Source organism: Actinomycetota bacterium (assembly GCA_014360655.1).
In the GTDB taxonomy this organism is placed as follows: domain Bacteria; phylum Actinomycetota; class Geothermincolia; order Geothermincolales; family RBG-13-55-18; genus JACIXC01.
On sequence record JACIXC010000008.1, the window covers coordinates 1 to 24,674 of the forward strand.

Sequence of the window (24,674 nt, forward strand, 5' to 3'; positions counted from 1 at the left end):
ACGCTGGAGGAAGAAAGGCGGATGCCGTAGTCCCTCTTGAGGATCACCGCTATCTTGTGCTTGGACCAGGCGGGGTGCTCTCTCCTTAAGTCGCAGATGAGCTGGATCGTCTGCCAGGGGATCTCCGAGACCCTTTTCCTTTTCGGGGTGCGGGGGAGGTCCTCCAGTCCCCTGAGGCCCCGTTTCAGGTACCTCTTCAGCCACTTGTAGAAGGTGGTGGGGGAGATGGCGAAGTGGCGGCAGGTCATCCTGGCATTTCCGCAGCTGCGAAAGTGCTCTATCCAGCGCAGCCTCCTTCTGGCCTCCCTGGAGAGGACCTCGCCCATCATTCTCTCCAACTCCCATTGATGGGGAAGCCTGGTGTGGTAGATACTAGTAGTGGTTCCAACTGAACCCTTCATTTGGACACCTCCTTGCTCTGCTTCGTTTATCACAAAGCAAGTATAGGGGGTGTCCACCATGTTTATGAACCCGGGCAAGCCCATGACCGCGCTCAGTGCCCCCGCTTTTGGGCGTGGGACGCCGCAGGCGGCGACGACGACGGCGTTCCTCCTGCGGCCATGCGGGGCCGAGGTGGGAGTTTCCCCGACACGTGGGTGGGAACGGCGCGCGGGGCTTACCTTCCCATGTATGGTCCCGGGAGCGGCGTGAGAGGATGAGCGACGCGATCGTGCGACGCGATCGTGTAAAGAATAAGGTGGGTTTGAGGAAAGATCTCCACAATGGGAGAGAAACGCCACCCGGGGATCACATTGCACATTCCCTCGATAAATGGTAATAGTATGTGGAGTGAAATATCGTACGCAGCAGAGACGCAGTCAAATCGAGGAAAGTGATGGAGCAGGGCAAGGAGCAGGTCCCCGCGGTTCCGCGTTCCGCGGAGCCGTATGAATCCCCGCATGACCGGAACCTCCTATCCCTTCCATCCTGAGAACGAAAGCGGGAGGTAAGAGGATGAGTCACGCCAACGAAAGACTGTTCGACCACAAGCTGGCACGGGAATGGAAGATGAAGAAATCCCGCGCCGAAAAGGATAAGCGCATGGACCTGAAGGAGGCCGTCGCCACCCTGGTGGAGGACGGGGACTCCCTCATCGAGACGGGCTTTTCCTACGTGCGCGGTCCCATGGCCGCCTACTGGGAGATCGGCCGCCAGCGCAAGAAGGACCTGGTGGGGATATTCACCCCCGGGGGGATGAACGCCGCCTGGCACGAGTTCGGGGGGCTGGAGGGCGCCCACGTGGCCTACGTGGGGGCGGAGATGCGCGGGCTGCTGATGCCCTTCCGGAGGGGGGTGCAGGAAGGAACCTTGAAGGTCTACTCCGAGTGGAGCCACGGCGGGCTGGCGCTCGCCCTGCGCGCCGCCGAACAGGGCGTGAACTACGTGGCCTGCAAGTCCATGCTGGGCACGGACATCATGCGCACCAACCCCTATATCAAGGAGGCCAAAGACCCCTGGACGGGCGAGCCGGTATGCCTGGTGCCCGCCATGTACCCCGACGTGGCCATCTTCCACGTCCACCACGCCGACAAGTACGGCAACAGCCGCATCTGGGGGCCGGCGGTCAACGACACGGCCATCGCCATCGCGGCGCGCAAGGTCATCGTCACCTGCGAGCGCATAGTGAGCACCGAGGACATCCGCTCCAATCCCTACCAGGTGATCATCCCCCATTACTGCGTGGACGCGGTGTGCGAGGTGCCCTTCGGCGCCTACCCCGGGGACATACCCGGCATGTACTTCTTCGACCGCCGCCTGCAGGAGCGGGTGATCCGGGTGGAGTGGAAGACCGTGGAGTCGACCAGGGAATGGTACGAGAAGTACATCCTGGGAACCAAGGACCACTTCGAGATGATCCAGCTGGTGGCCGAGGAAGAGGGGATGAACGTGCTCGAGTACATGAAGCGCCTGGAGCAGCTCTCCTGCGACGCCAGCTACTTCGGGCTGGGTTACTGGGGAGTCGGCGGGGAGCGTGAATGGAAATACGAGGAAGTGGCCAAGAGGGCCATCTGAGGAGGGTTGCGAGATGAGCGATATCCAATATACTCCACGGGAACTGCTGGCCTGCGTGGCGGCCAGGTTGATAAAGGACGGGGAAAGCGTGTTCGTGGGCACCGGCCTGCCCCTGGTGGGGGCCCTGCTGGCCAAGAAACTGCACGCGCCGAACATGATGGCCATCTACGAGTGCGGGGCGGTGGACCCGGAGCCGCGGGTCCTCCCCTGGTCCGTCTCCTGTTCCTGGACACATTACAAGGCCCCCACCATCCTCTCCATGTCCTCGGTCTTCGGGCACAGCCGCGCCGGCTATGCGGACGTCGGCTTCCTGGGCGGGGCCCAGATCGACATGTACGGGAACATCAACGCCACCGTCATCGGCGATTACGAGCATCCCAGGGTGCGCCTCACGGGGTCGGGGGGCGCCAATGACATCGCCTCCCTTTGCGGCAGGGTCATCTTCATGGGCCTGCACCTGCCGGAGCGCTTCCCGGAGCGCGTCGACTACATCACCACGCCGGGTTTCCTCGACGGCCCGGGGGCGCGGGAGCGCGCCGGCCTGGTGGGCGGAGGCCCCTGGAGGGTCATCTCCCACCTGGGGGTCATGGGCTTCGACGAGGAGACCTGCCGTATGAAGCTCATCTCCTTCCATCCCGGGGTGACGCCTGAAGTCATCCAGCAGTTCACCGGGTTCGAGCTCATCATCCCCGACGACGTGGAGGAGACCCCCAAGCCCACGGAGGAGGAGCTGCGCCTCCTGCGCGAGGAAGTCGACCCCTGCCAGCTCTTCTGCTTCTGAGCCCGGGTGTGACGGGAAGCGAGCGGGCCATGTTTAAGGCCCGGGAGAGGGACCGCTCTCCCGGGCCCTTTCATGCCCGGCGTCTTCCCGGCGCAGGTCCGCCGGGCAAAGGAGGATAGAGGTGAACGGGGAAGGCACTTGGCTACCAGCCGTGCACCCGATGTCGTCCCCGGGCACCGGGCTTTCAGGCCGTTTCGCAGGCGCGGTATGCAGGCGATGAGAATTTCTGCAGGTTGCTTCAGCCGTATATCCGAGGGCGCATCAAGGTCGCCACGGACCTCAAGGAGCTTCCCAGACGATCCCGCCGGTGGTGCGCTCTACCGCCCACAGCCTCTTGGGTGGGACGAGGAAATCGCTCAGGTTGACTCCCTCCCTGGCCAGGGAGGCCCAGTCCCCATGCACGAGCAGCATGAGCTGCTCGTAGTTCAGGCGCTGCAGGGAGGCGACCACGTCGAGGCTGGTCCCCCCGGCGGCCAGCTCATCCAGGAAGGCATGGAACACCGCTTCCGCCCTTCCCGGCCCCGCCGCGAGTCCGGCGGGAACCCGCTCCCCCGCCGCGCCTGCATCGCTCTCGGAGGTATTGCCGTCCGCAACCCCCCCTCCCATGCCGGTGTCGAACGTGGTACCCACGATGTCGGACGTCGGGCCCAGGTTGACGCCGGGAAGAAGACGATCGGCCAGGTCGCGGATGAGGGCCTCGCTCACCTTCAGGCTCTCTTCTCCTGCCGTGGCCGCCATGTGCATGGAGGGGGGGACCTCGGGGTCGGGGAAGAGGAGGTAATCCTCGGGGCCGCTGAGCGAGATGAGCCAGCATTCCCTCCCGTTCACCCGGGCCAGCTCCGCGTGGCAGGGGAGCAGGGGCGCCTCCTCCCGCCCCATGGCCGATGAGACGCACCTCTTCAGCTCCTCCGCGTCCTGACCCGCCGCGGTTGCCTGCGCTGCCAGGTCGTTCACGAGTCGTTCCTGCAGGACGGAGAGGGAGGCTTGCTGCGCGCCGGCCGCGAGCGGGTACCAGTAGGCGGAGTAGAAGGCGAGGCGTGACCCGAGGTCTTCACGGTAAGCAGCCAGCTCTGCGTCGGTGTAATCCCTGCCGGACACGGACAGGGTAGGCCGCACCGTAACGGCGCCCTCTGCCATGGGAATATTTTCCATAACGGCCATGTCTTCACCCGCCCCCGTGTCCCGTGACCGGACGCCCGGGGGCGCCTCCTCACCCCGGGGGGCTTCCTGGACCGTCACGGCGGGTTCGCGATGGCGGAGGAGAGGCCAGGCGATCCCCGTGGCGAGCAGGGCCAGGATGGCGACGGCGGCGATGCCCGCGGGAACGAGTTTGCGGGAGGAGACGTGGATGCGGGAGGTTGTGGGAGGAGAGGCCATCTCCTGCCGGAGGCGGTTGAGAAGCCGTCGCGTTTCCAGGTCCGTGGGCACCACGGCGGGAAGGTCCGCCAGGGCGCCCAGCAGAAACTTCATGCGGTCCAGGCTGTGCGCGCAGCGGAGGCAGGAACCCAGGTGGTTTCCCAGTTCCCCTGCCGTCCCGCCGTCCAGTTCCCCGTCCAGGTAGGGACCGATGAGCCTTTTCGCTTTCTTACACCTCATGCCCGCATCCCGTGGTCGATCTCATGCCCGCATCACGTGGCCTTCCCGTTCTTCTTCACCAGGCACTGCATTAGATGAAGGCGCCTTTCCATCTGTTCCCCCTCAAACCGTCTTCTCAATCCGTCTCCTCGCCGCCGATCTCCTCGCGGCACATCTCCTCACGGTACCCCTCCAGTTCCCCCGCCAGGCGCGCCCGGGCCCGGTTAAGGCGGGACTTGACCGTGCCGAGGTTTATGTCCAGGATCTCGGCCACCTCCTTGTAATTGCAGCCGCTGATGTCGTGCAGGTAGATCACTTCCTTGAACTTGGGCGGCAGCCTCCTGATCGCCTCCTGCACCTTCCTGCGCACCTCCTCCCTCTCCATGCTCTCCTCGGGGCCTTCGAGCCCCTCGTCGGGAAGGAGCTGCTCCATCTCCGGCATGTCCTCGCCGGGGGATTCGGAGAGGGAGACGTGGCGGCGGGCGCGGCGCGCGTGGTCGTGGCAGGCGTTGAGCGATACGCGGTAGAGCCAGGTGGAGAACTTGGCCTCTCCGCGGAAGGAACCCAGCTTGCGCAGCAGCAGTATGAATACCTCCTGGCAGACGTCGGCGGCATCGTCGCGGTTTCCCAGCAGGCGGCAGGCCATGTTCAGGACCACGGGGTGGTAGCGCCTCACCAGCTCCTCGAAGGCCTCCCGGTCGCCCTCGAGAAACGCCCGCACCAGCTCCTCGTCCGGGAGCCCATGTCTTTCACCGCCTTCGTCATCGCGCATGGTCATGTCCTCGCTTAACGGGCCGGGCAAGGTTTAGGTAATTTTAGCACAGGGTTTTGGCACGGGACCGGAGCGCCTCCCTCTCCCCCGGCCCGCCACCGGCCCGCGAGCGGCCGGCGCGGCCGAAATGCTGTGTTATAATGCCCTCGAAAAATGCCCTCGAAAAATGCCCTCGAACAAGGCGGCGGAGAGAGGAAAGAGGGGAAGGGGATGGAAAAGGCCCTCCTTTCGGGGAACGAGGCGGTGGCCCTGGGCGCTTTCCACGCGGGGGTGCGTGTGGCGGCGGCTTATCCCGGTACCCCCTCCACCGAAATCCTGGAAGAACTTTCCAGGAACCCTGGTGTTTACTGCGAGTGGGCGCCCAACGAGAAGGTGGCCCTCGAGGTGGGGATCGGGTCCTGCCTGGGCGGTGCGCGCACCCTGGTGGCCATGAAGCACGTGGGGCTGAACGTGGCCGCCGACCCCTGGATGACCCTTCCCTACATCGGGGTCAACGCGGGCCTGGTGCTGGCGGTGGCGGACGACCCCGGCATGCATTCCTCCCAGAACGAGCAGGACAGCCGTTACTACGCCCGCATGGCGGGCGTCCCCATCCTCGAGCCCTCCGACAGCCAGGAGGCATACGATATGGTTAGGGCGGCCCTGGAGCTCTCCGAGAGATACGATACCCCCGTCATGCTGCGCCTGGAGACGAGGGTGAGCCATTCCCGCGGCGTGGTGCGCTACCGCCGCGAGCGGCTGGAGGTGGACCTCCCCTACGAGAAGGACGCAGTCAAGCGGGTGATGATCCCCGGGCACGCGCGCCTGCGCCATCCGGTGCTGCTCGGGCGCCTGGAGGAGCTGGCACGCGCGGCGGACGAATCCCCCTTCAACCGGGTAGAGATGAGGTCGCCCAAGGTGGGCCTCGTGACCTCCGGGGTGTGTTACCACTACGCGCGGGAGGCCTTCCCCGAGGCCTCCGTCATCAAGCTGGGCTTCCCCTACCCCTTTCCGGAGAGGACGCTGCGCGATTTCGCCTCCCACTTCCACCGCCTCTACGTGGTGGAGGAGCTGGAGCCCTTTCTCGAGGAGGGGCTCAAGGCCATGGGGCTGGACGTGGTGGGGAAGGCCAGGGTCCCCAGGGACGGCGAGCTCGACCCGGACCTGGTGGGGGAGAGCCTTGGAGAACTCATCGAGGCGGACAGCGGGATCAAGAACGGGGGATGGGACCGTCCGGAGGAGGGCACGCCCCTTCCGTCCGCGGCCGACCTGCCCGTGCGGCCCCCCGTGATGTGCCCGGGATGTCCCCACCGCGGCCTCTTCCACGTGCTCGCACGGCTGAAGCTGGTGGTTTCCAGCGACATCGGTTGCTACACCCTGAGCGTGCTGCCGCCTCTCTCCGGGATTGACTGCCAGGTCTGCATGGGGGCGGGCGTGGGCATGGCCCTGGGGCTGGAGAAGGCCTTCGCGAGCAGCGCGGCCAACGCGGAGAGGCGCGGCAGGGTGGTGGGCGTGCTGGGGGATTCCACCTTCATCCACGGCGGCATAGCGGGCCTCATCGACATGGTCTACAACCGCACCACCTCGACGATCATCATCCTGGACAACCGCACCACGGCCATGACCGGTTTCCAGGACCATCCGGGGACGGGTAAGACCCTCATGGGAGAGGAGACCCATGCCCTGGACCTGGAGGAGCTCTGCCGCGCGGTGGGGGTGGAGTCGGTGCGTGTCGTCGACCCCTGGGACCTGGCGGCGACGGAGGAGGCGGTGCGGGAGGAGGTGGACGCCGACCGCACCTCGGTGATCATCTCCAGGAGGGCGTGCACGCTGCGCGAACGAGCGGAGCGCCCCGCTTTCCGCGTGGAGGAGGAGGAATGCACGGGGTGCAAGAGATGCATGCGCCTGGGGTGCCCGGCCCTGGTAATGCGGGGAGACAAGGCATGGGTGGACGAGAGCCTGTGCGCCGGATGTTCCCTTTGCGCCCAGCTCTGCGGCGCGGAAGCCCTGCGGGAGGTGTGGGACCATGGCTGACGTTGTCCTGGCGGGCGTGGGGGGCCAGGGGAACGTGCTCTCCGCCCGCATCCTGGCGGAGGTAGCCATGCAGGCAGGCTGGGACGTGAAGACCTCGGAGGTGCACGGCATGGCGCAGCGGGGAGGAAGCGTGGTATGCATGGTGCGCTGGGGAGAAGAGGTGCACTCCCCGCTCATCCCGCGGGGGAGGGCTGATTTCCTCCTGGCCTTCGAGCTCCTCGAGGGATTGCGATACCTTGAATACCTGCGCGCGGGGGGAACGGCGGTGGTCAACGACTACCGGCTGGACCCCCTCACGGTCCTGCGGGGAGACGCCCGCTACCCGGAGGATGCCCTGGAGCTAATACGGGCACGTGCCGGCGAATGCGTGGTTCTCGACGCGCGGGAGGCGGCGTCGAGGGCGGGCAGCCCGCGCGCTATCGGCTCCTGCCTCCTCGGGGTCCTCTCCCGTTTTCTCGCTTTTCCCGAGGAGGCCTGGGACGGCGCCCTGCGCCGCCTGGTCCCCTCGCGTGCGTTGCAGTCCAACCTGGAAGCCTTTGCCATGGGCAGGGGAAAGGCGGTATAACGCCCGGCTCGGGCGCCGGCATCGGCCCCGGCGTGCAAAACACGTGCGCGGGAAGCGCCCGTGCCGCGATAAGGGGGTTTCCGGTGGGCAGGAAACTGGAGAAATGCGCCTGGTCGGAGGGGAACACCTTCCACAACTGCGAGTTCGAGGACCTGGAGCGACTGACGCGCCAGAAGGAGGAGGCGGGCATGACGGTTAGCGTCTGCCTCCCCAGCATGAACGAGGCCACCACCATAGGCCCCATCCTCGAGACCATACGGGAGCGATTGATGGAGGGGATCCCGCTGGTGGACCAGCTCTGCGTGGTCGACGGGGGCAGCCATGACGGGACAAGGCGGGTGGCGAAATCGGCGGGCGCGGAGGTTTACCTGCAGAAGGACATCCTTCCCGGCACCTTCCAGCCCCTGGGGAAGGGGGACGCCCTGTGGAGGAGCCTCTTCTGCATGCGGGGGGATATCGTGGTGTGGGTAGACTCCGACATCCGCAATTTCCACCCCCGTTTCATATACGGCATCGTGGGCCCCCTCCTCACGCGCCCCCACATCCGCTTCGTGAAGGGCTTTTACCAGCGTCCCATCCGAGCCGAGCACCGCCTGCTCCCCAGCGGTGGAGGCAGGGTGACGGAGCTGGTGGCCCGCCCCCTGCTCAGCTTCTTCTACCCCGAGTTGACCGCCCTCATCCAGCCCCTCTCGGGGGAGTACGGCGGCGAGAGGTCACTCCTGGAGAGGATACCCTTCTTCTCCGGTTACGGCGTGGAGATAGGCATGCTCATCGATATCTACAATCGCTACGGAATGGATGTGATCGCCCAGGTGGACCTGGAGGAGAGGCAGCACCGCAACCAGACCCTTCCCGCCCTGGGAAGGATGTCGTTCCAGGTCATGCAGGCCGTGTTCAAGCGCCTGCAGGAGGAGGGGAGGATGGCCTTCCGGCAGCCTTACAGCGTGGAGATGGCACAGGTGGACTACCGTGACGGTGAATACATCCTGGATAAGAGGATGCTGGCGGTGGAAGAAAGACCCCCCGCCGTCGAGTTGCGCGAGTACAGGGATCGTTTCGGGGGAGATTGAGGGTGGGCGGAACCGGAAGGCAGGGCTTGCACGGGGCGTGCATGGGCGGAGGGAAGCGGGCGTGAGCGAAGGGAAGCGGAAGGGCGTGGTCGGGACTGGGCGGAGGCGGACGATAAGGGTCCCGGCATGGGAGTCTCGCGGGAAGATAGAGGCGGGATGAAATGGGAAAACGACCTGTGGGGGAGGACCACGCCGAGCTCGCGCGGGCGGCGGAAGACTACGGGCCCCGCGCGCGCTGGCCGAGGGTGAGGGAATCCCTGGGGGACATCCGGGTCGTCTACACAGACCTGGATGGGACCATGATGGGCCCCGGGGGGTGCTTTTTCCGGAACCTCGCGGGGGAGTTCACGCTGCGCCCGGCGCGGGTCCTCATCCGGGCGTTGCGGCGGGGGGTGGACGTGGTGCTCGTGTCGGGGAGGAGCGGCAGGCAACTGATGGGGGACGCCCGGCTTCTCGGTCTGCGCAACTACATAGCGGAGCTGGGCGTGGAGACCGTTTATGACCTGGGCGAGGAGGTGGTGGTGAACGCCGGTGATTTCGGGGAAGGCGGCGCGGGGCTCCTCGCGGCCATCATGGAAAGCGGTGCCGTGGACTTCCTTCTCGACGAGTACCGGGGCCGCATCGAGTACCATACGCCCTGGTCGGAGACGCGGGATTGCACCCCCCTCTTCCGCGGCCTGGTGGACCTGGAGGAGGTGAACGACATCATCGCGCGGCGTTTCCCGGGCCTGGTGCTGGTGGATAACGGCGTACTCCCCCGCACCAGCCCCACCCTCGAGGTCCCCGAGGTCCACGCCTATCACCTGGTGCCGGTGGGTGTGAGCAAGGAGCGGGCGGTGGCGGAGGACATGCGCCGCAGGGGTTTCGGGCGCGAGGAGGCCATAGCGGTGGGGGATTCCGGGGCGGACCTCGCCTTCGCCGGCGTGGTGGGAGTGTTCTTCCTGGTGCGTAACGGTCTTTTCGCCAACCCGCAGCTGCTGCCCGTGGTGTCGGAAGTTGAGAACGTCGTGGTCACGGAGGGTTTCCTCAACGATGGCTGGGCGGAAGCGCTGGAGCTGGCGGTCTTGGGAGCCTGATCGTAGGCCGCCCCCTAGCGCGGGCGCCTTCTCGCTCTGAGAACGGTAGAAACATCCAATCCCCTCGGCGTGCGCCGGAAACCCCCTCGAGCAGCGCCCCCGCCTTCCCGCGGCACCCGCCGCCCATCTCGCCTTCATGCAGGGCGAGCGAAGCCAGGCTGCCTTCCCGTTCATCCCGCGCGGAAGCCCTTTCGCCCCTACCATACAACCGCTGAAGGAATAACTTTAGGTGCGGGAGAAAAAAGTCGATAAACTTACAGATATAAATCTCCAGGTTGAGGGATACCCCTCTGCCGGGGGATATGACGGTAAGAGCCTTTCGCGCAGGATGAATTAGGCCGTGGGTACAAAGCCGGGACAGCTAGGGGTGTGGCCTTGGACCTGAAGAAAAAGCTGATCCTCTTCGCCAGGCTCATCCGCTTGTTCGTATATCTCTACGTGCTACTGCAGTACATTATCTCCCGCGGCTATTTCGAGCGGGCCAGTGTCTTACCGGTCATCATCGGGATGGGCGTGTTCTACGTGGTGATCGACCAGGTCATCTTCCACGTCCCCGAGAAGAGATTCAGGTTGACCTGCCTCTGCCTCCTCCCCCTCGAAATGCTGCTCATCTCCCTGCTCGTGTACTTCACCCGCTCCCATCCCTTCACGGAGTTCGACTTCCTCTACGCCCTGCCGGTGGTGAACGTGGCCCTCTGGTTCGGGTTGAAGGAGGGGATTTCCTTCGGGGTCCTGGGCGGTGCGATCATGGCCGGCACCATCGCCCTCTCCGGCCGGCTGACGGGCCTCGATGCCGTGGGGGCGACCATCGGCCGCGCCGGGTTTTTCCTCATCAGCGCCTTCGTGACGGGTTACATGTCGGAGTTCGCGGACCGGGAGAGCATGGAGAAGGCGAGGAGGGTGGTGGAGCTCACCGCCCTCTCCGGTTTCGCCACCCTGTTCGAATCGACCCTCAACGAGAACCGCGTCTATGAGAACCTGTGCGAGGCGGTGTACAGGAGCATCAACCCAGACGTGGTCCTCGTCTTCCGGCTGGACAGGGACAGCAACCGGCTCACGGTGGTCGCCAGCGAGGGGGTCAGGGGAAGCGACGCGGAGCTGAGCCTGCCCCACGACTACGGGCTCATCGGCAAGGTGCTGGAGAGCAGGGAGTCCATGTTGATAGAGGACACCGAACTGGAATGGGGGTACCGCCAGTTCCTCGAGACCTACCGCATAAGGTCGGCCCTGTACTCCCCATTGAAGTGGCGTGACGAGATCTACGGGGTGGTCTTCGCGGGCAACCAGCTGAAGGACAGCTTACGCGTGGATGACCTCAACCTCCTCTCGGCGCTGGCGGTACAGGCCGCGGTGGCCGTGCACAACTCGCGGCTGTACGCGGACCTCGAGGACCGCATCGGTGAACTGCACGCCATCTTCGAGATAGACAAGGCCATCACCTCGGCTATAGAGCTCAACACGGTGCTGCAGCAGATCGTGCAGATGAGCCTCACCCTGCTGGGGGCCAAGAACAGTTCCATCATGCTCCTGGACGAGGAGAAACAGGAGCTGGTCATCGCCGCCTCCCACGGCCTCTCCGAGGAATACCTGGGGAAGGGGAACATAAAGGTGGGGGAGAGCATCGCCGGGAGGGTCATCCTGGAAGGGAAACCCATCGCCGTTTACGATATAGGTTCCGACCCACGCCATGCCTACCAGGAGCACGCACGCTCGGAGGGGTTGCGCTCCCTCCTGTCCGTCCCCCTGAGCCTCAAGGACCGCGTCATAGGCGTGCTGAACCTCTACACCGAGGAGCCGCACCGCTTCTCGCCCCATGAGATAAACCTCTTCACCAGCCTTGCCAGCCAGGCGGCCATCGCTATCGAGAACGCACGCCTCTTCGCCAGCCTGGAGGAGATCTACATCGAGGTGATCACCGCCCTCGCCTCCGCCATCGACGCGCGGGACGCCTACACCCACGGCCACTCCCAGCGCGTCACCGAGTACGCGGTGGCCATCGCCGAGGAGATGGGCCTCTCCTCCTCGGAGGTGGACGTGGTGCGCAACGCCTCCATCCTCCACGACGTGGGCAAGATAGGCATCAAGGAGAGGATCCTGAAGAAGCCGGGACGCCTCACCGAGGAGGAGAGGAGGGAGATGGAGTACCACCCCTTCATAGGCACCCGCATCCTGCAGTCGGTGAAGCTCCTCGAGCCCGTCATGCCACTGGTCTACCACCACCATGAGTGGTACGACGGTAACGGTTACCCGGACGGCCTGCGGGGAGAGGAGATACCCCTGGGAGCCCGCATCATCTCCGTGGCCGACGCCTTCGAGTCCATGACCTCGGACCGCCCTTACCGCAAGGCCCTTCCCGTGGAGGAGGCGCTGGCGGAGCTGAGGCGCGGCGCGGGGAGGCAGTTCGATCCACGCGTAGTGCAGGCCTTCATAAGTCTGGTGGAGAGGGGCAAGGTGGAGGTGAAGTGGGAGGACGGCCGCGTCATCCCCATCGCCGACCACATCGGCAAGGCCGGCATGAACTGAACTTCTTCCTGCCCGGGGCCTCAGGGTAAAGATCTCGTCCTGCACCGCGCGCCTTACTTCTTCCGGCGGCCGGGCCGCCGGGTAACGGTCTCGCTCGCAGGCTCGCTGCGACCGACCCGGTCGTTCCCGGCCTTGGTCGGGTGGAAACACGGAGGCCGCTTGCGATGTCGCTCGCCCGACCCCCGGACCCGGCCTTGGTGGGTGCGTAAACATCCTTCTTCCGGCGGCCGGGCCGCCGGGTAACGGTCTCGCTCGCAGGCTCGCTGCGACCGACCCGGTCGTTCCCGGCCTTGGTCGGGTGGAAACACGGAGGCCGCTTGCGATGTCCCTCGCCCGACCCCCGGTCCCGGCCTTGGAGGGTGCGTAAACATCCTTCTTCCGGCGGCCGGGCCGCCGGGTAACGGTCTCGCTCGCAGGCTCGCTGCGACCGACCCGGTCGTTCCCGGCCTTGGTTATTGCGTATCCGTCTTTCTTCCGGCGGCCGGGCCGCCGGGTAACGGTCTCGCTCGCAGGCTCGCTGCGACCGACCCGGTCGTTCCCGGCCTTGGTGGGTGCATATCAGTTCTTCTTCCGGCCCGAGGCCTCAGGGTAACGGTCTCGCTCGGCGCCGCGTACCTTTCTTATAAATCCGAAACCCTGGGTAAGGCGTCCTCGCTGCGACCGACCCTGTAGTTCCCCGGGAAAGTTGGGTTAATATCCGTCCTTTATCTGGCTGCAGAGCTTGACGAGGATGGCGGGACGGGGCATGAGGACGCGGGTGGGGGTAGCGTCAAGGACCGCAAATGCCGTGCCGACTGAATAAAAGGGTGTCGCTACGGAATGGAACGGGGCGCGAGGGCGCCGTCCCCGGAGAGAGGCGTAAGGGACATGGAGGATGTGGGTGTAAAGAGGAGCGAGGAAGAGGAAGAAGGCGCGGACATCCTGGTGGTGGACGACGAGCCCGACGTGGCCAACCTGATCGCCATAAACCTCGAATTCGAGGGCTACCGTGTACGCAAGGCCCACGGAGGAAGGCAGGCGTTGGAGGAGGTGGCGAGAAAGAGGCCGGACTGCGTGCTCCTCGACATAATGATGCCGGAGGTGGACGGCTGGGAGGTGTTGCGCCGCCTCAAGGAGGAGCCGGAGACGGCCGGTATACCCGTCATCGTGGTCACCGCGCGCAATACCGACATGGATCACATCAAGGGCCTCGGCGGCGGGGCCGTGGACTACATCACCAAGCCCTTCGACACCGGGGTACTCAGGACCCACGTGGCGCGCGCCCTCCGGGAGCGGGACCGGGAGCTGGTGGAGCAGGCGCGCGAGGACCGCGTGCGCAGGCTGCAGCTCTCAACCCTGCGGGACATCACCGAGAAGCTCATCTCCACGCTGGAGATCGAGGATATCCTGGAGGCCATCGCGGACAGGCTGCTCAACCTCTTCGACCTGGACATCTGTGCCCTCTGTCTTCCCGATCCCACCGGGCGCAGGTTTCACCTCGCCTCCTGCCGCTCGCGCCTTCCGCTGAGCCGCAGGGAGGAGGGAGCCTTCGACATCACCCGGGACCGCATCGCCGAACTGGCGGGAGGCGATCCCTTCTCGCGCGGCGGCCTGCATGCCATCTCGAGCGAGGATTTCGCTGGAGGCGAGGTGGCGGGCGTGCTCTCCGGCTTGCGCTCCCTCCACCTTCTCGCCCTGCAGGCGAGGGAAAAGCCCGTCGGCGTCATCTTCCTGGGTCATCGTGAAGAGGTGGGTTTCGGCGAACAGGAGCGGGAGCTCCTTGCCGCCATAGGGAACCAGGCGGCCATCGCCATCGAGAACGCCCGCCTCTACGACGACCTGCGCTACGACGAAGAAGTGCACCGGCAGCTCCTGCAGAGGGTCATCACCGCCCAGGAGGACGAGAGGAGGAGGGTGGCCATGGAGCTTCACGACGGCGTCATCCAGAACCTGGTAAGCGCCGCTTTCCGCCTGCAGCTCTGCTCCGCGCGCCTGGAGAGCGACCCGGAGGAAGCGCGCAGGGCGCTCCTGGAGTCGCGGGAGATCATCGACGCCGGCATCGCGGAGATGCGGCGCATCATCTCGGGGCTGCGCCCCTCCATCCTCGACGACCTGGGACTTTCCGCGGCCCTCCAGAAGTACATCATGCGGCTGCAGGAGGAAACCCCCTTCGACATTCACATAGAACTGGAAGAGACCGGTATCCCCCCGTTGACCACGGAGGCGGAAACCGCCCTCTTCCGCATTGCGCAGGAGGCTCTGAACAACGTGGTGAGGCACTCGCGCTGCCGCAGGGCCAGGGTTACCATAGGGGTTGAGGACGGGGAGTTGTTCCTGCGCGTGGAGGACGACGGGGTGGGGTTCGAGCCGCCGGGTGCGCAGCGGAGGACGGCGCGCAGCTACGGCCTGGTGGGGATGCGCGAAAGGGCGGAATCCCTGGGGGGGACCATGGCGGTGGAGAGCGCGCCCGGGGAGGGCACGTCGGTGGAGGTGCGCTTCCCCCTCTACGCGGTGACAAAGGAGGGATGATGGGCACGCGCGTTCTGAGGGTCATGGTGGTGGACGATCACCGCCTGGTGCGGGAGGGTCTGATCGGGCTCCTGCGCTTGAACCCCGAGATCGAGGTGGTGGGAGAGGCTGCCAACGGGGACGAGGCGGTGGCCAGGGCGAAAGCCCTGAAACCGGACGTGGTGCTCATGGACATCAGCATGCCGGGCATGAACGGCATCACCGCCACCAGGCTGATAAAGAAGGCGCTACCGGACACCAAGGTGATCATGCTGACCATGCTCGACCAGGAGGGTTACGTTTACGAGTCGGTAAAGGCGGGCGCCACCGGGTACCTGCTGAAGAATGCCGGCCTCGAGGAGCTGGTCAAAGCGGTAAAGGAGGTGCACAGGGGGGGCGCAACCCTGCACCCGGACGCGCAGGCCCAGTTGCTCAAGGAATACCTCTACCTGGCGCGCAGCAACCGGGAGACCTACGGTTTGAGCGAGCGTGAGATGGAGATATTGCAACTCCTGGCCGACGGGCTTTCCAACAAGGAGATAGCGGACCGCCTCTTCATCAGCATCCAGACGGTGAAGACGCACATCACCCACATATTCGAGAAGCTGGGGGTGAGCGACCGCACGGAGGCCGTCGCCGCCGCCCTCCGCCGCGGCCTGGTCACCTAAAGACGGCCGGTTCGAGCGACCCCGACGCGATCTTTCGCCGAGGGGCTTTCCCCGCCGCGGCCTGGACGCCCGGGATGGTCAGGTCGAGGAATGTGGTTACCCCTTCCTATCCCGTGGGCGTTGTCGCGTCCAAGGGAAACTGGCGGCTTTCCTGTAACGGTCTTGATGGACCGGAAGATGTACGGATTAAACACCCCGCTTCCGGGCCTCGATCATTCATGCCACGTGGGGCGTGAGGGGGAGGGGACAGGAGCATCCTCCTGCGAACGCTCTCCCCACGCGCTGCAGGGCACACCATCCGGTCCCTCGAGCCCCGCGGACCCCGCCTCCCTCAGAACCTTTTCCGGTAATCGGGGCAGGACTCGGCGTTGGGCCTCTCGGGTCGGGAACATGCGCTGGGGTAATCGTACGCGCAGGTGTCGCACAGGAAACGCTTGCCGCGGAAGAACCGCTTGATCTTCTCCCAGATACTCATGGCGCAATCATACCACAGTGGCTGCGCGCGCCTATCGCGCCCGGCTCGTCTTGTCCGCGGCCGGACATCCGTTTATTGCAGCACTCGTGCCACGGCGACCGGGCGGGCAGTCGCGCTTTGGCGGGATGCCGGTGCGCGACATGGAGAACGATTCCCGGGTAATCGACCTGCGCGTCATCGTTATGGCGGGAATGCGTTACGTCAGAGATGGGTGAGGTGGCGTGGGGCCAGGTATACCTCGGCCCTGTCCAGCGCCATTTCCACGGTGCGGAGCATCTTCTCCCGGTCCTCGGGGAGGTGCCCGTAGACGGGCACGTAGTTGGAGATGTGGTCGGAGAGGAACCAGGTGTCCTCCAGGTCGAGCAGGCTCAGCATCACCTGCAGCTCGCGCATGACCGTCTCCCCCGAGGCCTCGCGGAACAGGCCGGCCCTCGCGTCGTCGTAGAGGGGCATGCCGGGAAGGAGGTAGAGGGTGCGGGGCCGGATGTATTGCGGCTGCATGGCGTTGAGCACGTGGGCGGTGTTCTCGGCGTGCTGCCGCCAGCGCTCCTCGCCCCCGAGCCCCAGCAGCACGTACACGGAGAGGTCGATCCCCGCCTCTTTCACGCGGCGGGCGGCCTCGATCATCCCGCGCGAGTCCACGCCCTTCTCCATCCTGGCCAGGGTCTCGTCGTCCCCGCTTTCGAGCCCGAAGTAGATGATGTCCAGGCCGGCCTCCCTCAGCATGCGCAGGGCTTTCACCGGCTTACCCTTGAGGAAACGCGCGCCGCCGTAGCTGGAGATACGGCGCACCTCCGGGAAGAGGTCGCGGATGTAGCGAATGATGTCCGCGAGCTTCTCGGAATTCATGGCGATGGTGTTCCCGTCGGCCAGGAAGATGGTCTCCACGTAGGGAAAAGCCAGCCGCGCCCTCCTCAGCTCCGCCTTGACCTCCTCCGGGTCGCGCACCCGGTACTTCTTCACCTTGTACATGTTGCAGAAGGCGCAGCGGTTATGGGGGCAACCGAGGGTTACCTGCACGATGAGGCTGCCCGCCTCGCAGGGCGGCCGGAACAGTGGCTCCTCGTAACGCAGTATCTCTCTCATGCCTCCTCTTTTTCTCCCTCGCGTTCTCTTCCTTGCGACCGCCTCTTTGCCCGCGCGCTCCCTCGCTGCATGCCGGGGCGTGCCACCCTCGCGGCGATTACCCGGCCGGCGCCGGGCAAGGGCGCCCCTTCCACACGGCCCCGGGCCGCCGGCCTGACCTGCGCGCATGAAGGCCGTCAGGAGCCCGCCGTGGATGCGGTCGCCTCGGGTCGTTTCCTCCCGTCATCTATAATTATAGGACAGATCCCTTCGAGATACCTCGGGTTGACCGATAACGGGAGGCGGCAGCCAAGCGCGTTGATAGGAAATAAATTGAAGATAGGGTGAAGATGCCCGCGGGCACGGGCGGCTTCCGGTGTGGGTGCTCGGCGGTGGGGGAGACGACATGGGGATGGACGGTGGTGAGAAAGGAGACGGCGTGGGCGGTAGCGGGAAGGACGTGGGCGGAAACGGAAAGGGCGAGCGGGTGAACTTCCCCCCTCACTGCCGCCTGGTCTCCGACGCGTCCGGGGCGGAGAGAGAGGGATGGAGGGAGGCCGTGGTCTCCGCGGGGGACCACCTGAAGCGGGTGCTCGACGAGTACGGGGAGCTGGGCTTCGAATGCCTCCTCGTGGAGCTTGACGCGGAGGCGGAGGGCGGGTGCGCGGAGTGTTTCTTGGCGGGAGGGGAGAGGATATTCCGGGTTTTCGTGCGCCGCACGGGGGAAGAGGGATAACGTTTGGTGCCGCCGGGCTCCGGGTCGAAACCCGGCGCTCCCGCCCCCCGGTCATCTACTATCTTGGCTTCCTACCGGCACGGCCCCAAATTCACCGCCCCTTCCCCCGGGATGTGTTCATTGCGTGACACGGGCCCGTGACCCGGGGTGCGCGCATGTGCGTGGCGTCATACCCCCTCCCGCCGGGATGCGTTCCTTGCGCGGGTCGTGGGGCAACGGGTCGTTTGCGCCGCCGGGAGCGGCCGGAAGGGGCTTTTCAAGCGAGGCGAGGGATCACTCGATGCGCTGCGAGGGAAAGGAGGTGGCCCCTTACCTCGCCCCGTCTTCCTCGCAGGAAAGGTCCGCCTCCGGGCCCGCGCTGTCGTCGCTCACCTTGCCGTCGCGCAGGGTGACGATGCGGCGGGTGTAATCCGCCACCATGGGGTCGTGGGTGACGATGGCGAAGGTCCGGCCCGTCTCCCGGTTGAGGTCGCGCATGAGCTCGATGACCCGGCAGGTGTTGTAGGTGTCAAGCTCGCCGGTGGGCTCGTCCGCCAGCACCAGCACGGGGTCGGTGACCAGCGCCCTGGCGATGGCCACCCGCTGCTGTTCCCCGCCCGAGAGCTGGCCGGGACGGTTGGCGGCGCGGTCGGCAAGCCCCACCATCTCCAGCGCCCGCCGGGCACGGCGCCGCCTCTCCGCCGCGTTCACCCCGAGGTAGCGCAGGGGGAGCTCCACGTTCTCCAGGGCGTTGAGCACGGGCAGGAGGTTGAACTCCTGGAAGACGAAGCCGATCTTCTCCCTGCGCAGGCGGGTGAGTTCCCGAGGGGGAAGGCCCGTCGTTTCCCTTCCGTCCAGCAGGACGCTCCCGGTATCGGGGGTGTCGAGCAGGCCCAGGATATGCAGGAGGGTGGTCTTGCCGGAGCCCGATGGCCCCACGATGGAGAGGAATTCCCCCGCCTCTATGCGCAGGCTCAGGCCGTCCACGGCCCGTATCTCCGTGCCGCCTATATGGTATATCTTGGAAATATCCCTGACCTCGATCATCCCGCTCAGTCCTCCTTCAGGGCTTCCACGGGCCTCAGGCGCGCCGCGCGGTAGGCGGGGAAGAGCCCGGCCGCCGTTCCCAGGAACACGGCGAAGATGACGGGGCCCAGCACCACCGTGGGGGTCACGGTGAAGATGGTGACGTTGCTGGCCGCCGTGGCGCGATTGAGGAACAGCACCGCCAGCAGGCCGCAGAGCATGCCCGCAGTCCCGCCCCACAGGCCGATCAGGGCCGATTCGAGGAGGTACTCCGCGAGGACGGAACCGGTGCCCGCTCCCAGGGCCTTCTTCAGCCCGATCTCCTGGGTGCGCTCGGAGACGGACATGATCATGGTGTTGATGATGGAAAGGCCACCCACCACCAGGGCGATGAAACCTATGCCCAGGAGGATGGCGTTGAATATCAGGCTGAACTGCGATATCTGCTTTTCCGCCTCGCGGGGGGATATGACCTTAATCCCAGCCACGCTCTCCGATATGCGCGCCGCCAGTTCCTCGGCGTCCACCCCCTCCGCAGGGATGACGTCTATGGTGGCGGCTATGTCCCCGACCTGGAAGTAGGGGTTGACTTCCCTGAAGAGATCCAGGGCGTCCTGGTAGGAGACGAAGGCGAAGGAGTCGGGCGCGGAAAGGGTTGGCTGGTAGACGCCCACCACCTCGAAGCTCCTTCCCCTGAGCTCGATGGTATCCCCCACCCCGACCTCGAATTTCTCCGCCAGGGTGGATCCCAGCACCACCTTCCCGCTGTCGCCGGCCTCGAGTATGCGCCCGCTGCCGATGTCGATGAGCCGGAGGAGGTCGCCGGCCCTCGACAGGTCGGCGCCCACGATGAGTTCAGGGGTGCCGAAGCCGGTGCTCTCATCGGAGAGCAGCAATCCGAAGCCGGCCACCGCGCTCTTCACCCCGGGCACCGCCTCGATCTCCCCGACCTTTGAGACCTCCAGGTAGCGGTCGGAACCCCCGAAGAGGCTGCTCCCTGAGGGGACCACCGAGATCTTGGAGGAGAACCAGCTGCGCGCCCCCTGCACCTGCTGGTTGAGTCGCGCGGAAAGGGCCCCCAGGACGGTGAGGGCGAAGATGCCCACCACGATGCCGAACACCGTGAGAAGGGTGCGGGCCTTGCGCCTCCACATGTTCCGCAGGACGTACTTGACCAAGAGACTACCTCCCTCCGCTACCAGGCGTGATGGTCCGCGTTCACGGTAACCAGATTAGCTTATCGTGCCCGGGGATGGATATGATCCAGGGCACGCGGAGGTCGCAGGGTCACGGCATGGCCGGGTCCACGGTCGTGGGTGGTGGCGGACCGCCGGTCAGAGCAGGGAGGCATCCCTCCTCAGCTTTTCTATCTCCGCCGCCGCGGCGTCGTGCAGGGCAACGCGGTAGGCGAAGAGCCCCATGCCGGTGGCGAGGAGCATCTCCCTTACCGGGCCCTGCAGTTCCTCCAGGGTCAGCCACGAGGTCTCCCTGATCTCCTCCTCGTCCTGGTGCGCCAGCTCTCCCCCGTCGTGGAAAGCGGTGAAGACCAGGCTCCTCCAGTCCTCGACGGCGGGGCCGCAGGTGAAACGGGCGTGGATGTGCAGGATGAAGCGGTCCAGCGCGATCTCCAGCCCCGTTTCCTCGCGCGCCTCCCGCCGCGCCGCGTCCTCCAGCGGTTCCCCGGGGTTGGCGGCCCCCGAGGGAGCCCGGAAGGCGCCGGCGGGGAACATGTGCTTGGCGATGGCCGCGAACTCGCGGTAGGAGCGGTCCCGGAATATGAAAAGGGTGATGTCGTGGTTGCGGTCGTGCTTCCTGGAGCCCCGCAGCATGACCATCTCCGGGGGCTTTATCTCGAAGTTAAGGTGGAGGTGGCGCGGCGTCCCGAACCTCTCCTCCATCTCCCTTATCATCTCGTCCGTGACGTAAGCCATGCCAACATCTTATACCCAGGCCCACGAGGATAGAAGTGCGCACGTCATGCCGGAGACGACGGCACCCTGCCATGGGGTCGCGCGCCTCCCGGCTCGCGGGAGAGCGAGGGGAGGCGGACAGCGTACCTGCGCCGCGGGTGGCCCGCCTTTCAACTTGCGCGGCACCGATTATATAATTCTTCATGTCATGAAGAGGATCTACATGGACCATGCGGCCACCACGCCCCTTCACCCCGCGGTGACGGAGGCCATGCTCCCCTTCCTGCGCGAGCGCTTCGGCAACCCCTCCAGCGTGTACGCGGAAGGCCGGGAAGTGCGCAGGGCGGTGGAGGAGGCGCGCGCCAAGGTGGCGCGGGCCATCGGGGCCGACCCCGCCGAGGTGTTCTTCACAAGCGGCGGCACGGAGGCCGACAACCTTGCCCTGCTGGGGGTGACCCGGGCCCTGCGCGGCAGGGGCGACCACGTCATCACCACCACCGTCGAGCACCACGCGGTCCTGGAGCCATGCCATTTCCTGGAAAGGGAGGGCTACCGGGTCACCTACCTTCCCGTGGACGGCACGGGTATGGTGGACCCGGAGGAGGTGCGCAGGGCCATCACTCCGGCGACCGTTCTGGTATCGGTGATGCACGCCAACAACGAGGTGGGCACCATCCAGCCGGTTGAGGAGATCTCCGCCGTGTGCCGCGAGGCTGGGATCTGTTTCCACAGCGACGCCGTGCAGACGATGGGCGCCCTGGAGGTCGACGTGGGGCGGCTGGGGGTGGATCTTCTCTCCGTGTCGGCGCACAAGATCTACGGGCCCAAGGGTGTGGGATGCCTCTACGTGCGACGGGGCGTGGAGATCGAGAGCATCCTCCTGGGAGGGGGCCAGGAGAGGGGGATGCGCTCGGGGACGGAGAACGTGGCAGGGATAGTGGGTTTCGGCGTGGCCATGGAGCTGGCGGCGGCCGAGTGGCGGGAACGTTCCGAGCACGTGCGACCCCTGCGCGACAGGCTCGTCGAGGGGATCCTGGAAGGCATACCCCACGTCAGGCTCAACGGGCATCCCACGCGGCGCCTGCCCAACAACGCCAACTTCCTCTTCTCCTACATCGAGGGGGAGGCCATATGCCTGCGCCTGGATTTCCTGGGCGTGGCCGCCTCCACCGGGTCCGCCTGCAGCTCGGAGCGGGGGGAGGCCTCCCACGTGCTGCTGGCACTCGGCATCCCTCCCGAGGAGGCGCACGGCAGCCTGCGCCTCACCCTGGGACGCGACAACACCATGGAAGACGTGGACTACATCCTGGAAAATATCCCCAAAGTAATAGAGGACCTCCGCGCCATGTCCCCCCTCTACCCGGGGGCGTGAAAACACCGAAAGACACCCTTTCGCCCGTCATTGCGCCGATATCGCCGCGGGTGACCCCCGCTTGGCATGGCGAGGGATGCGGGCTGCCGATGTTGCGCGGGAGCCCCTCCCGCCTGTAGGGTGTGCATGGCGCGGGACGGACCGCCCGGGATCAACGGGCGACGGAAGACCTTCGTGTTTGCGGCGCGCGGGCTCGCCGCGCTTGCCGCATGTCCCAGGGGATATTCGGGTCAAGGAGCAAGATCGGAACCCTTGAGGCGTTGCAGGCGTTCCCTTGCCTCCCTGCTCTCGGGGTTGAGCTCCAGCGCCTTGCGGTAATCGTCGCGGGCGGAGACGTAGTCACCCTCCTGGTAATAGAGGTCGCCCCGGTATATGTAGGTGATGGCCACCTGCGGTTCCAGCTTGATGGCCCGGGTGAAGTCCTCCTTGGCCTTTTCCCGCTCTCCCTTGCGGCCGAAGAGCCTTCCGCGGTTGACGTAGCAGAGGTAGATGTTGGGGTCGAACTCCAGCACCTGGGTGTATTCCTCGATGGCGGCGTCGATCTTGCCCTCCGAGGCGTGGATGGAGGCAAGGCTCATACGGGTTATGGCCAGGTTCACGTTGAAGAACTCTATGTCGAAGAGGTCGAAATCCTCGTCCATCTCCATCTTGCTTCCTCCACGTTATCGTGTCCGCGTGCTTTTCACCCCCTTGCTTAGTATAGATTCACCCCGATTGCATTGAAAGTACCGGAGTTCGCCATACGCTCTGCCGCCTCCGGGAAAGCGTCCGCGGCGAGCTGGGGCGCGCCGCGGCCCGCAGCGATCCGTTACCGGCGCATGACCACGGTCCGGGAGGTGGGGCGATCCCGCCCGATGAAGGAATGGCGGTAGCACGCGACGGGAAGGCCGTGGGTTATGGCCACGATGCAGCGGTTGCAGGAAGTACATGACGCCTTATCCGCCCGGCCCTCCGCGAATTTTTTCACCAGTTCGGGCTCCCGGATGAGGGGCCGGCACAGGGATATGAAATCCGCGAGCCCCTTCTCCAGCACTTCCCGCATGAAGGCGAGAGTGCGTAATCCGCCCACGAGGAGCAGCTTGCCTTCCCCCAGGGATTCCCTCACGGCCAGGGCCGCCTCGAGGTTGTAACCCTCCACCAGGTCATGCCTGCCCACCTGGCGCCGCATGATCATGGCTGCAGGCAGTTTTTTCCACCAGGGCGATATGTATACCATCTCCCTCACCGGTACCTCGCCGCGCAGCGTCTCCAGGAAGTTGAACCATCCCCCGCAGCTCACCTCCACGGCATCCACTCCCAGCTCACGCACGCGGCGTACGTAGCGCGCCGCCAGCGGCGGGGTGATCCCCTCTCCCGGGGTGTGGTCGTTGGCGTTGATCTTCACCAGGAGCGGCATGGTGCCGGGAAGCACTTCCCTCACGGCCAGTATGATCTCGCGGAGGAAACGAAAGCGCCTTTCCTCGTCTCCCCCCCATGCGTCCGTCCTGCGGTTGAGGAAGGGGGAAAGGAACTGGTTGACGAGGTAGCCGTGGGCGGCGTGCACCTGTATGCCGTCCGCGCCGGCCTCCACCGCCCTCCTGGCCGCCTCCCGGAAGGACCGGATGACGAGGATTATTTCCTCCTCGCTCATTTCCCGGGGCTTGACGAGGAAAATGGGGTCGCGCCGGAAACCGGAGGGGCCCATGGGCCTGGTGCCCGCGATCTTCCTGGTGGTCTGCCTGCCGGCGTGGGAGATCTGGAAGACGATCCTGCTCCCCTCGCCGTGGACGGCGCCGGTGAGGCGTTGCAGCCCCGGGAGCAGGTGATCCTCATGAATGCCGGTCTGCAGGGTGTGCGCCTTGCCGGAGGAATGGACGTACATGTGCCCCGTGATGATCAGGCCCAAGCCACCTCGCGCCAGCTTCCGGTACCGCGAGAGCAGCGGCTCCGTCACTTCCCCCTCGGAGGTGGCCATGTTCTCGCAGGTGGCGCTGTGCACGAAGCGGTTTGGCAGCTCGAGCTGGCCGATGCTGCCCTTTTCGAAAGGAGTCGCCCCCGGCATCAGCTCCCCCTTTGCGCTACGTGGATTTCCCCGCTCGGCGGTTACGGAAGACGTGCCCGCTACGGCACGCCTCTCCCCTTACATTATATGCGCTTTGCTTGCCACACGCGCCTTGCCCGTCGCGGCCATGCCGGAGGCGGCGGCATGCGGTTGCGGGAGTTGCGGGAGGGGCTGCACGGCCCCCCTGCCTGCTCGAACCACGATTTCGCCCTCGCAGTCCGCCCCTCGCGGGCTGTGGTATAATAAGGTTTCGTCGAGGGCGGGTCTAGCTCAGTTGGCAGAGCGCGAGCTTCCCAAGCTCGAGGCCGCGGGTTCGATCCCCGTGACCCGCTCCAGAAGAGCGAGCCGGAGGCAGGACCTCCGGCTTTTTTCAACCCCGTTCCATCGCGAGGCGCTCCCCGCTTCGGGGTCGCTCCCGCGTGCGCCGCAAGACGGAGCTGCGCGCGGGAAAGGGGAACGCCCGGACCGTTTTATCTATCGGTGCGAGGGTTTAGGAGCGCCGTGGCCGGCGGAACGCTTCCCGACCG

The 24,674-nt window shown here is 65.8% G+C and carries 21 protein-coding genes and 1 tRNA gene; 12 read left to right on the forward strand and 10 right to left on the reverse strand.

Annotated elements, in window-relative coordinates:
- Window positions 1-401 (reverse strand): helix-turn-helix domain containing protein (locus H5T73_06910; protein ID MBC7247491.1); only part of this gene is annotated, 401 nt, incomplete at its 3' end.
- A 553-nt stretch (window positions 402-954) separates the two neighbouring features.
- On the opposite strand from H5T73_06910, the gene H5T73_06915 reads away from it, so the two are divergent.
- Together H5T73_06915 and H5T73_06920 are read left to right on the forward strand one after the other, a co-directional pair.
- Window positions 955-2,013, forward strand: coding sequence for a CoA transferase subunit A (locus H5T73_06915; protein MBC7247492.1), 1,059 nt, complete (start codon window positions 955-957; stop codon window positions 2,011-2,013).
- Between the two features lie 13 nt (window positions 2,014-2,026).
- Window positions 2,027-2,794: a glutaconate CoA-transferase gene (locus H5T73_06920; protein MBC7247493.1), complete on the forward strand. Its 768-nt coding sequence runs from the start codon at window positions 2,027-2,029 to the stop codon at window positions 2,792-2,794.
- 279 nt (window positions 2,795-3,073) lie between these two features.
- Here the strand turns inward: H5T73_06920 and H5T73_06925 are convergent, their stop codons facing one another.
- Both H5T73_06925 and H5T73_06930 read right to left on the reverse strand, forming a co-directional pair.
- Complete coding sequence (locus H5T73_06925; protein MBC7247494.1) at window positions 3,074-4,390, reverse strand: zf-HC2 domain-containing protein; 1,317 nt, start codon at window positions 4,388-4,390, stop codon at window positions 3,074-3,076.
- A gap of 115 nt (window positions 4,391-4,505) precedes the next feature.
- Complete coding sequence (locus H5T73_06930; protein MBC7247495.1) at window positions 4,506-5,141, reverse strand: sigma-70 family RNA polymerase sigma factor; 636 nt, start codon at window positions 5,139-5,141, stop codon at window positions 4,506-4,508.
- Between the two features lie 210 nt (window positions 5,142-5,351).
- On the opposite strand from H5T73_06930, the gene iorA reads away from it, so the two are divergent.
- The 7 genes from iorA to H5T73_06965 all read left to right on the forward strand — a co-directional run bounded on the left by iorA (window position 5,352) and on the right by H5T73_06965 (window position 15,543).
- Complete coding sequence (gene iorA / locus H5T73_06935) at window positions 5,352-7,154, forward strand: indolepyruvate ferredoxin oxidoreductase subunit alpha (protein ID MBC7247496.1); 1,803 nt, start codon at window positions 5,352-5,354, stop codon at window positions 7,152-7,154.
- Window positions 7,147-7,719, forward strand: a complete 573-nt coding sequence (locus H5T73_06940; GenBank protein MBC7247497.1) for an indolepyruvate oxidoreductase subunit beta — start codon at window positions 7,147-7,149, stop codon at window positions 7,717-7,719. Before iorA ends, H5T73_06940 begins: the two co-directional genes overlap by 8 nt.
- A gap of 83 nt (window positions 7,720-7,802) precedes the next feature.
- Window positions 7,803-8,789 carry a glucosyl-3-phosphoglycerate synthase gene (locus tag H5T73_06945; protein MBC7247498.1) on the forward strand — a complete coding sequence of 329 codons (987 nt, stop codon included), beginning with the start codon at window positions 7,803-7,805 and terminating at the stop codon, window positions 8,787-8,789.
- A 161-nt stretch (window positions 8,790-8,950) separates the two neighbouring features.
- Window positions 8,951-9,865 carry an HAD family phosphatase gene (locus H5T73_06950; protein MBC7247499.1) on the forward strand — a complete coding sequence of 305 codons (915 nt, stop codon included), beginning with the start codon at window positions 8,951-8,953 and terminating at the stop codon, window positions 9,863-9,865.
- A gap of 375 nt (window positions 9,866-10,240) precedes the next feature.
- A complete protein-coding gene (locus tag H5T73_06955) occupies window positions 10,241-12,388 on the forward strand; it encodes a GAF domain-containing protein (GenBank protein MBC7247500.1) in 2,148 nt (715 codons plus the stop codon).
- A gap of 867 nt (window positions 12,389-13,255) precedes the next feature.
- Window positions 13,256-14,896, forward strand: a complete 1,641-nt coding sequence (locus tag H5T73_06960) for a response regulator (GenBank protein MBC7247501.1) — start codon at window positions 13,256-13,258, stop codon at window positions 14,894-14,896.
- Window positions 14,896-15,543 (forward strand): response regulator transcription factor, encoded by a 648-nt coding sequence (locus tag H5T73_06965; protein ID MBC7247502.1) that lies wholly within the window; start codon window positions 14,896-14,898, stop codon window positions 15,541-15,543. The genes H5T73_06960 and H5T73_06965 overlap by 1 nt, the downstream gene beginning before the upstream one ends.
- A gap of 331 nt (window positions 15,544-15,874) precedes the next feature.
- On the opposite strand, the gene H5T73_06970 is transcribed toward H5T73_06965, so the two are convergent.
- Window positions 15,875-16,018: a hypothetical protein gene (locus tag H5T73_06970; protein MBC7247503.1), complete on the reverse strand. Its 144-nt coding sequence runs from the start codon at window positions 16,016-16,018 to the stop codon at window positions 15,875-15,877.
- Between the two features lie 201 nt (window positions 16,019-16,219).
- Window positions 16,220-17,104 (reverse strand): radical SAM protein, encoded by an 885-nt coding sequence (locus tag H5T73_06975; GenBank protein MBC7247504.1) that lies wholly within the window; start codon window positions 17,102-17,104, stop codon window positions 16,220-16,222.
- A 385-nt stretch (window positions 17,105-17,489) separates the two neighbouring features.
- On the opposite strand from H5T73_06975, the gene H5T73_06980 reads away from it, so the two are divergent.
- Entirely contained in the window at window positions 17,490-17,819 is a 330-nt protein-coding gene (locus tag H5T73_06980) for a hypothetical protein (GenBank protein ID MBC7247505.1), read from the forward strand.
- Between the two features lie 309 nt (window positions 17,820-18,128).
- Here H5T73_06980 and H5T73_06985 read toward each other — a convergent pair whose 3' ends face one another.
- The 3 genes from H5T73_06985 to H5T73_06995 all read right to left on the reverse strand — a co-directional run bounded on the left by H5T73_06985 (window position 18,129) and on the right by H5T73_06995 (window position 20,755).
- On the reverse strand, window positions 18,129-18,845 hold the full coding sequence (locus H5T73_06985; protein MBC7247506.1) for an ABC transporter ATP-binding protein: 717 nt from the start codon (window positions 18,843-18,845) through the stop codon (window positions 18,129-18,131).
- A 5-nt stretch (window positions 18,846-18,850) separates the two neighbouring features.
- The gene (locus tag H5T73_06990; protein MBC7247507.1) at window positions 18,851-20,002 is read right to left on the reverse strand and encodes an ABC transporter permease; all 1,152 of its coding nucleotides are present in this window, start codon (window positions 20,000-20,002) and stop codon (window positions 18,851-18,853) included.
- A 156-nt stretch (window positions 20,003-20,158) separates the two neighbouring features.
- The gene (locus tag H5T73_06995; GenBank protein MBC7247508.1) at window positions 20,159-20,755 is read right to left on the reverse strand and encodes an NUDIX hydrolase; all 597 of its coding nucleotides are present in this window, start codon (window positions 20,753-20,755) and stop codon (window positions 20,159-20,161) included.
- Window positions 20,756-20,942: 187 nt separating this feature from the next.
- Between H5T73_06995 and nifS the strand changes: the two genes are divergently transcribed.
- A complete protein-coding gene (nifS, locus tag H5T73_07000; protein ID MBC7247509.1) occupies window positions 20,943-22,106 on the forward strand; it encodes a cysteine desulfurase NifS in 1,164 nt (387 codons plus the stop codon).
- A 230-nt stretch (window positions 22,107-22,336) separates the two neighbouring features.
- Here the strand turns inward: nifS and H5T73_07005 are convergent, their stop codons facing one another.
- The gene (locus H5T73_07005; protein MBC7247510.1) at window positions 22,337-22,753 is read right to left on the reverse strand and encodes a tetratricopeptide repeat protein; all 417 of its coding nucleotides are present in this window, start codon (window positions 22,751-22,753) and stop codon (window positions 22,337-22,339) included.
- 161 nt (window positions 22,754-22,914) lie between these two features.
- A complete protein-coding gene (locus H5T73_07010) occupies window positions 22,915-24,147 on the reverse strand; it encodes an NADH:flavin oxidoreductase (GenBank protein MBC7247511.1) in 1,233 nt (410 codons plus the stop codon).
- A gap of 259 nt (window positions 24,148-24,406) precedes the next feature.
- Here H5T73_07010 and H5T73_07015 point away from each other — a divergent pair.
- A tRNA-Gly gene (locus H5T73_07015) sits at window positions 24,407-24,482 on the forward strand.
- Window positions 24,483-24,674 lie beyond the last annotated feature (192 nt).

Coding starts and splice junctions, on each gene's coding strand:
- H5T73_06915 (MBC7247492.1), top strand. CDS start 955: ATGAGTCACGCCAACGAAAGACTGTTCGACCACAAGCTGGCACGGGAA.
- H5T73_06920 (MBC7247493.1), top strand. CDS start 2,027: ATGAGCGATATCCAATATACTCCACGGGAACTGCTGGCCTGCGTGGCG.
- H5T73_06925 (MBC7247494.1), bottom strand. CDS start 4,390: ATGAGGTGTAAGAAAGCGAAAAGGCTCATCGGTCCCTACCTGGACGGG.
- H5T73_06930 (MBC7247495.1), bottom strand. CDS start 5,141: ATGCGCGATGACGAAGGCGGTGAAAGACATGGGCTCCCGGACGAGGAG.
- iorA (MBC7247496.1), top strand. CDS start 5,352: ATGGAAAAGGCCCTCCTTTCGGGGAACGAGGCGGTGGCCCTGGGCGCT.
- H5T73_06940 (MBC7247497.1), top strand. CDS start 7,147: ATGGCTGACGTTGTCCTGGCGGGCGTGGGGGGCCAGGGGAACGTGCTC.
- H5T73_06950 (MBC7247499.1), top strand. CDS start 8,951: ATGGGAAAACGACCTGTGGGGGAGGACCACGCCGAGCTCGCGCGGGCG.
- H5T73_06960 (MBC7247501.1), top strand. CDS start 13,256: ATGGAGGATGTGGGTGTAAAGAGGAGCGAGGAAGAGGAAGAAGGCGCG.
- H5T73_06965 (MBC7247502.1), top strand. CDS start 14,896: ATGGGCACGCGCGTTCTGAGGGTCATGGTGGTGGACGATCACCGCCTG.
- H5T73_06970 (MBC7247503.1), bottom strand. CDS start 16,018: ATGAGTATCTGGGAGAAGATCAAGCGGTTCTTCCGCGGCAAGCGTTTC.
- H5T73_06975 (MBC7247504.1), bottom strand. CDS start 17,104: ATGAGAGAGATACTGCGTTACGAGGAGCCACTGTTCCGGCCGCCCTGC.
- H5T73_06980 (MBC7247505.1), top strand. CDS start 17,490: ATGGGGATGGACGGTGGTGAGAAAGGAGACGGCGTGGGCGGTAGCGGG.
- H5T73_06985 (MBC7247506.1), bottom strand. CDS start 18,845: ATGATCGAGGTCAGGGATATTTCCAAGATATACCATATAGGCGGCACG.
- H5T73_06995 (MBC7247508.1), bottom strand. CDS start 20,755: ATGGCTTACGTCACGGACGAGATGATAAGGGAGATGGAGGAGAGGTTC.
- nifS (MBC7247509.1), top strand. CDS start 20,943: ATGAAGAGGATCTACATGGACCATGCGGCCACCACGCCCCTTCACCCC.
- H5T73_07005 (MBC7247510.1), bottom strand. CDS start 22,753: ATGGAGATGGACGAGGATTTCGACCTCTTCGACATAGAGTTCTTCAAC.
- H5T73_07010 (MBC7247511.1), bottom strand. CDS start 24,147: ATGCCGGGGGCGACTCCTTTCGAAAAGGGCAGCATCGGCCAGCTCGAG.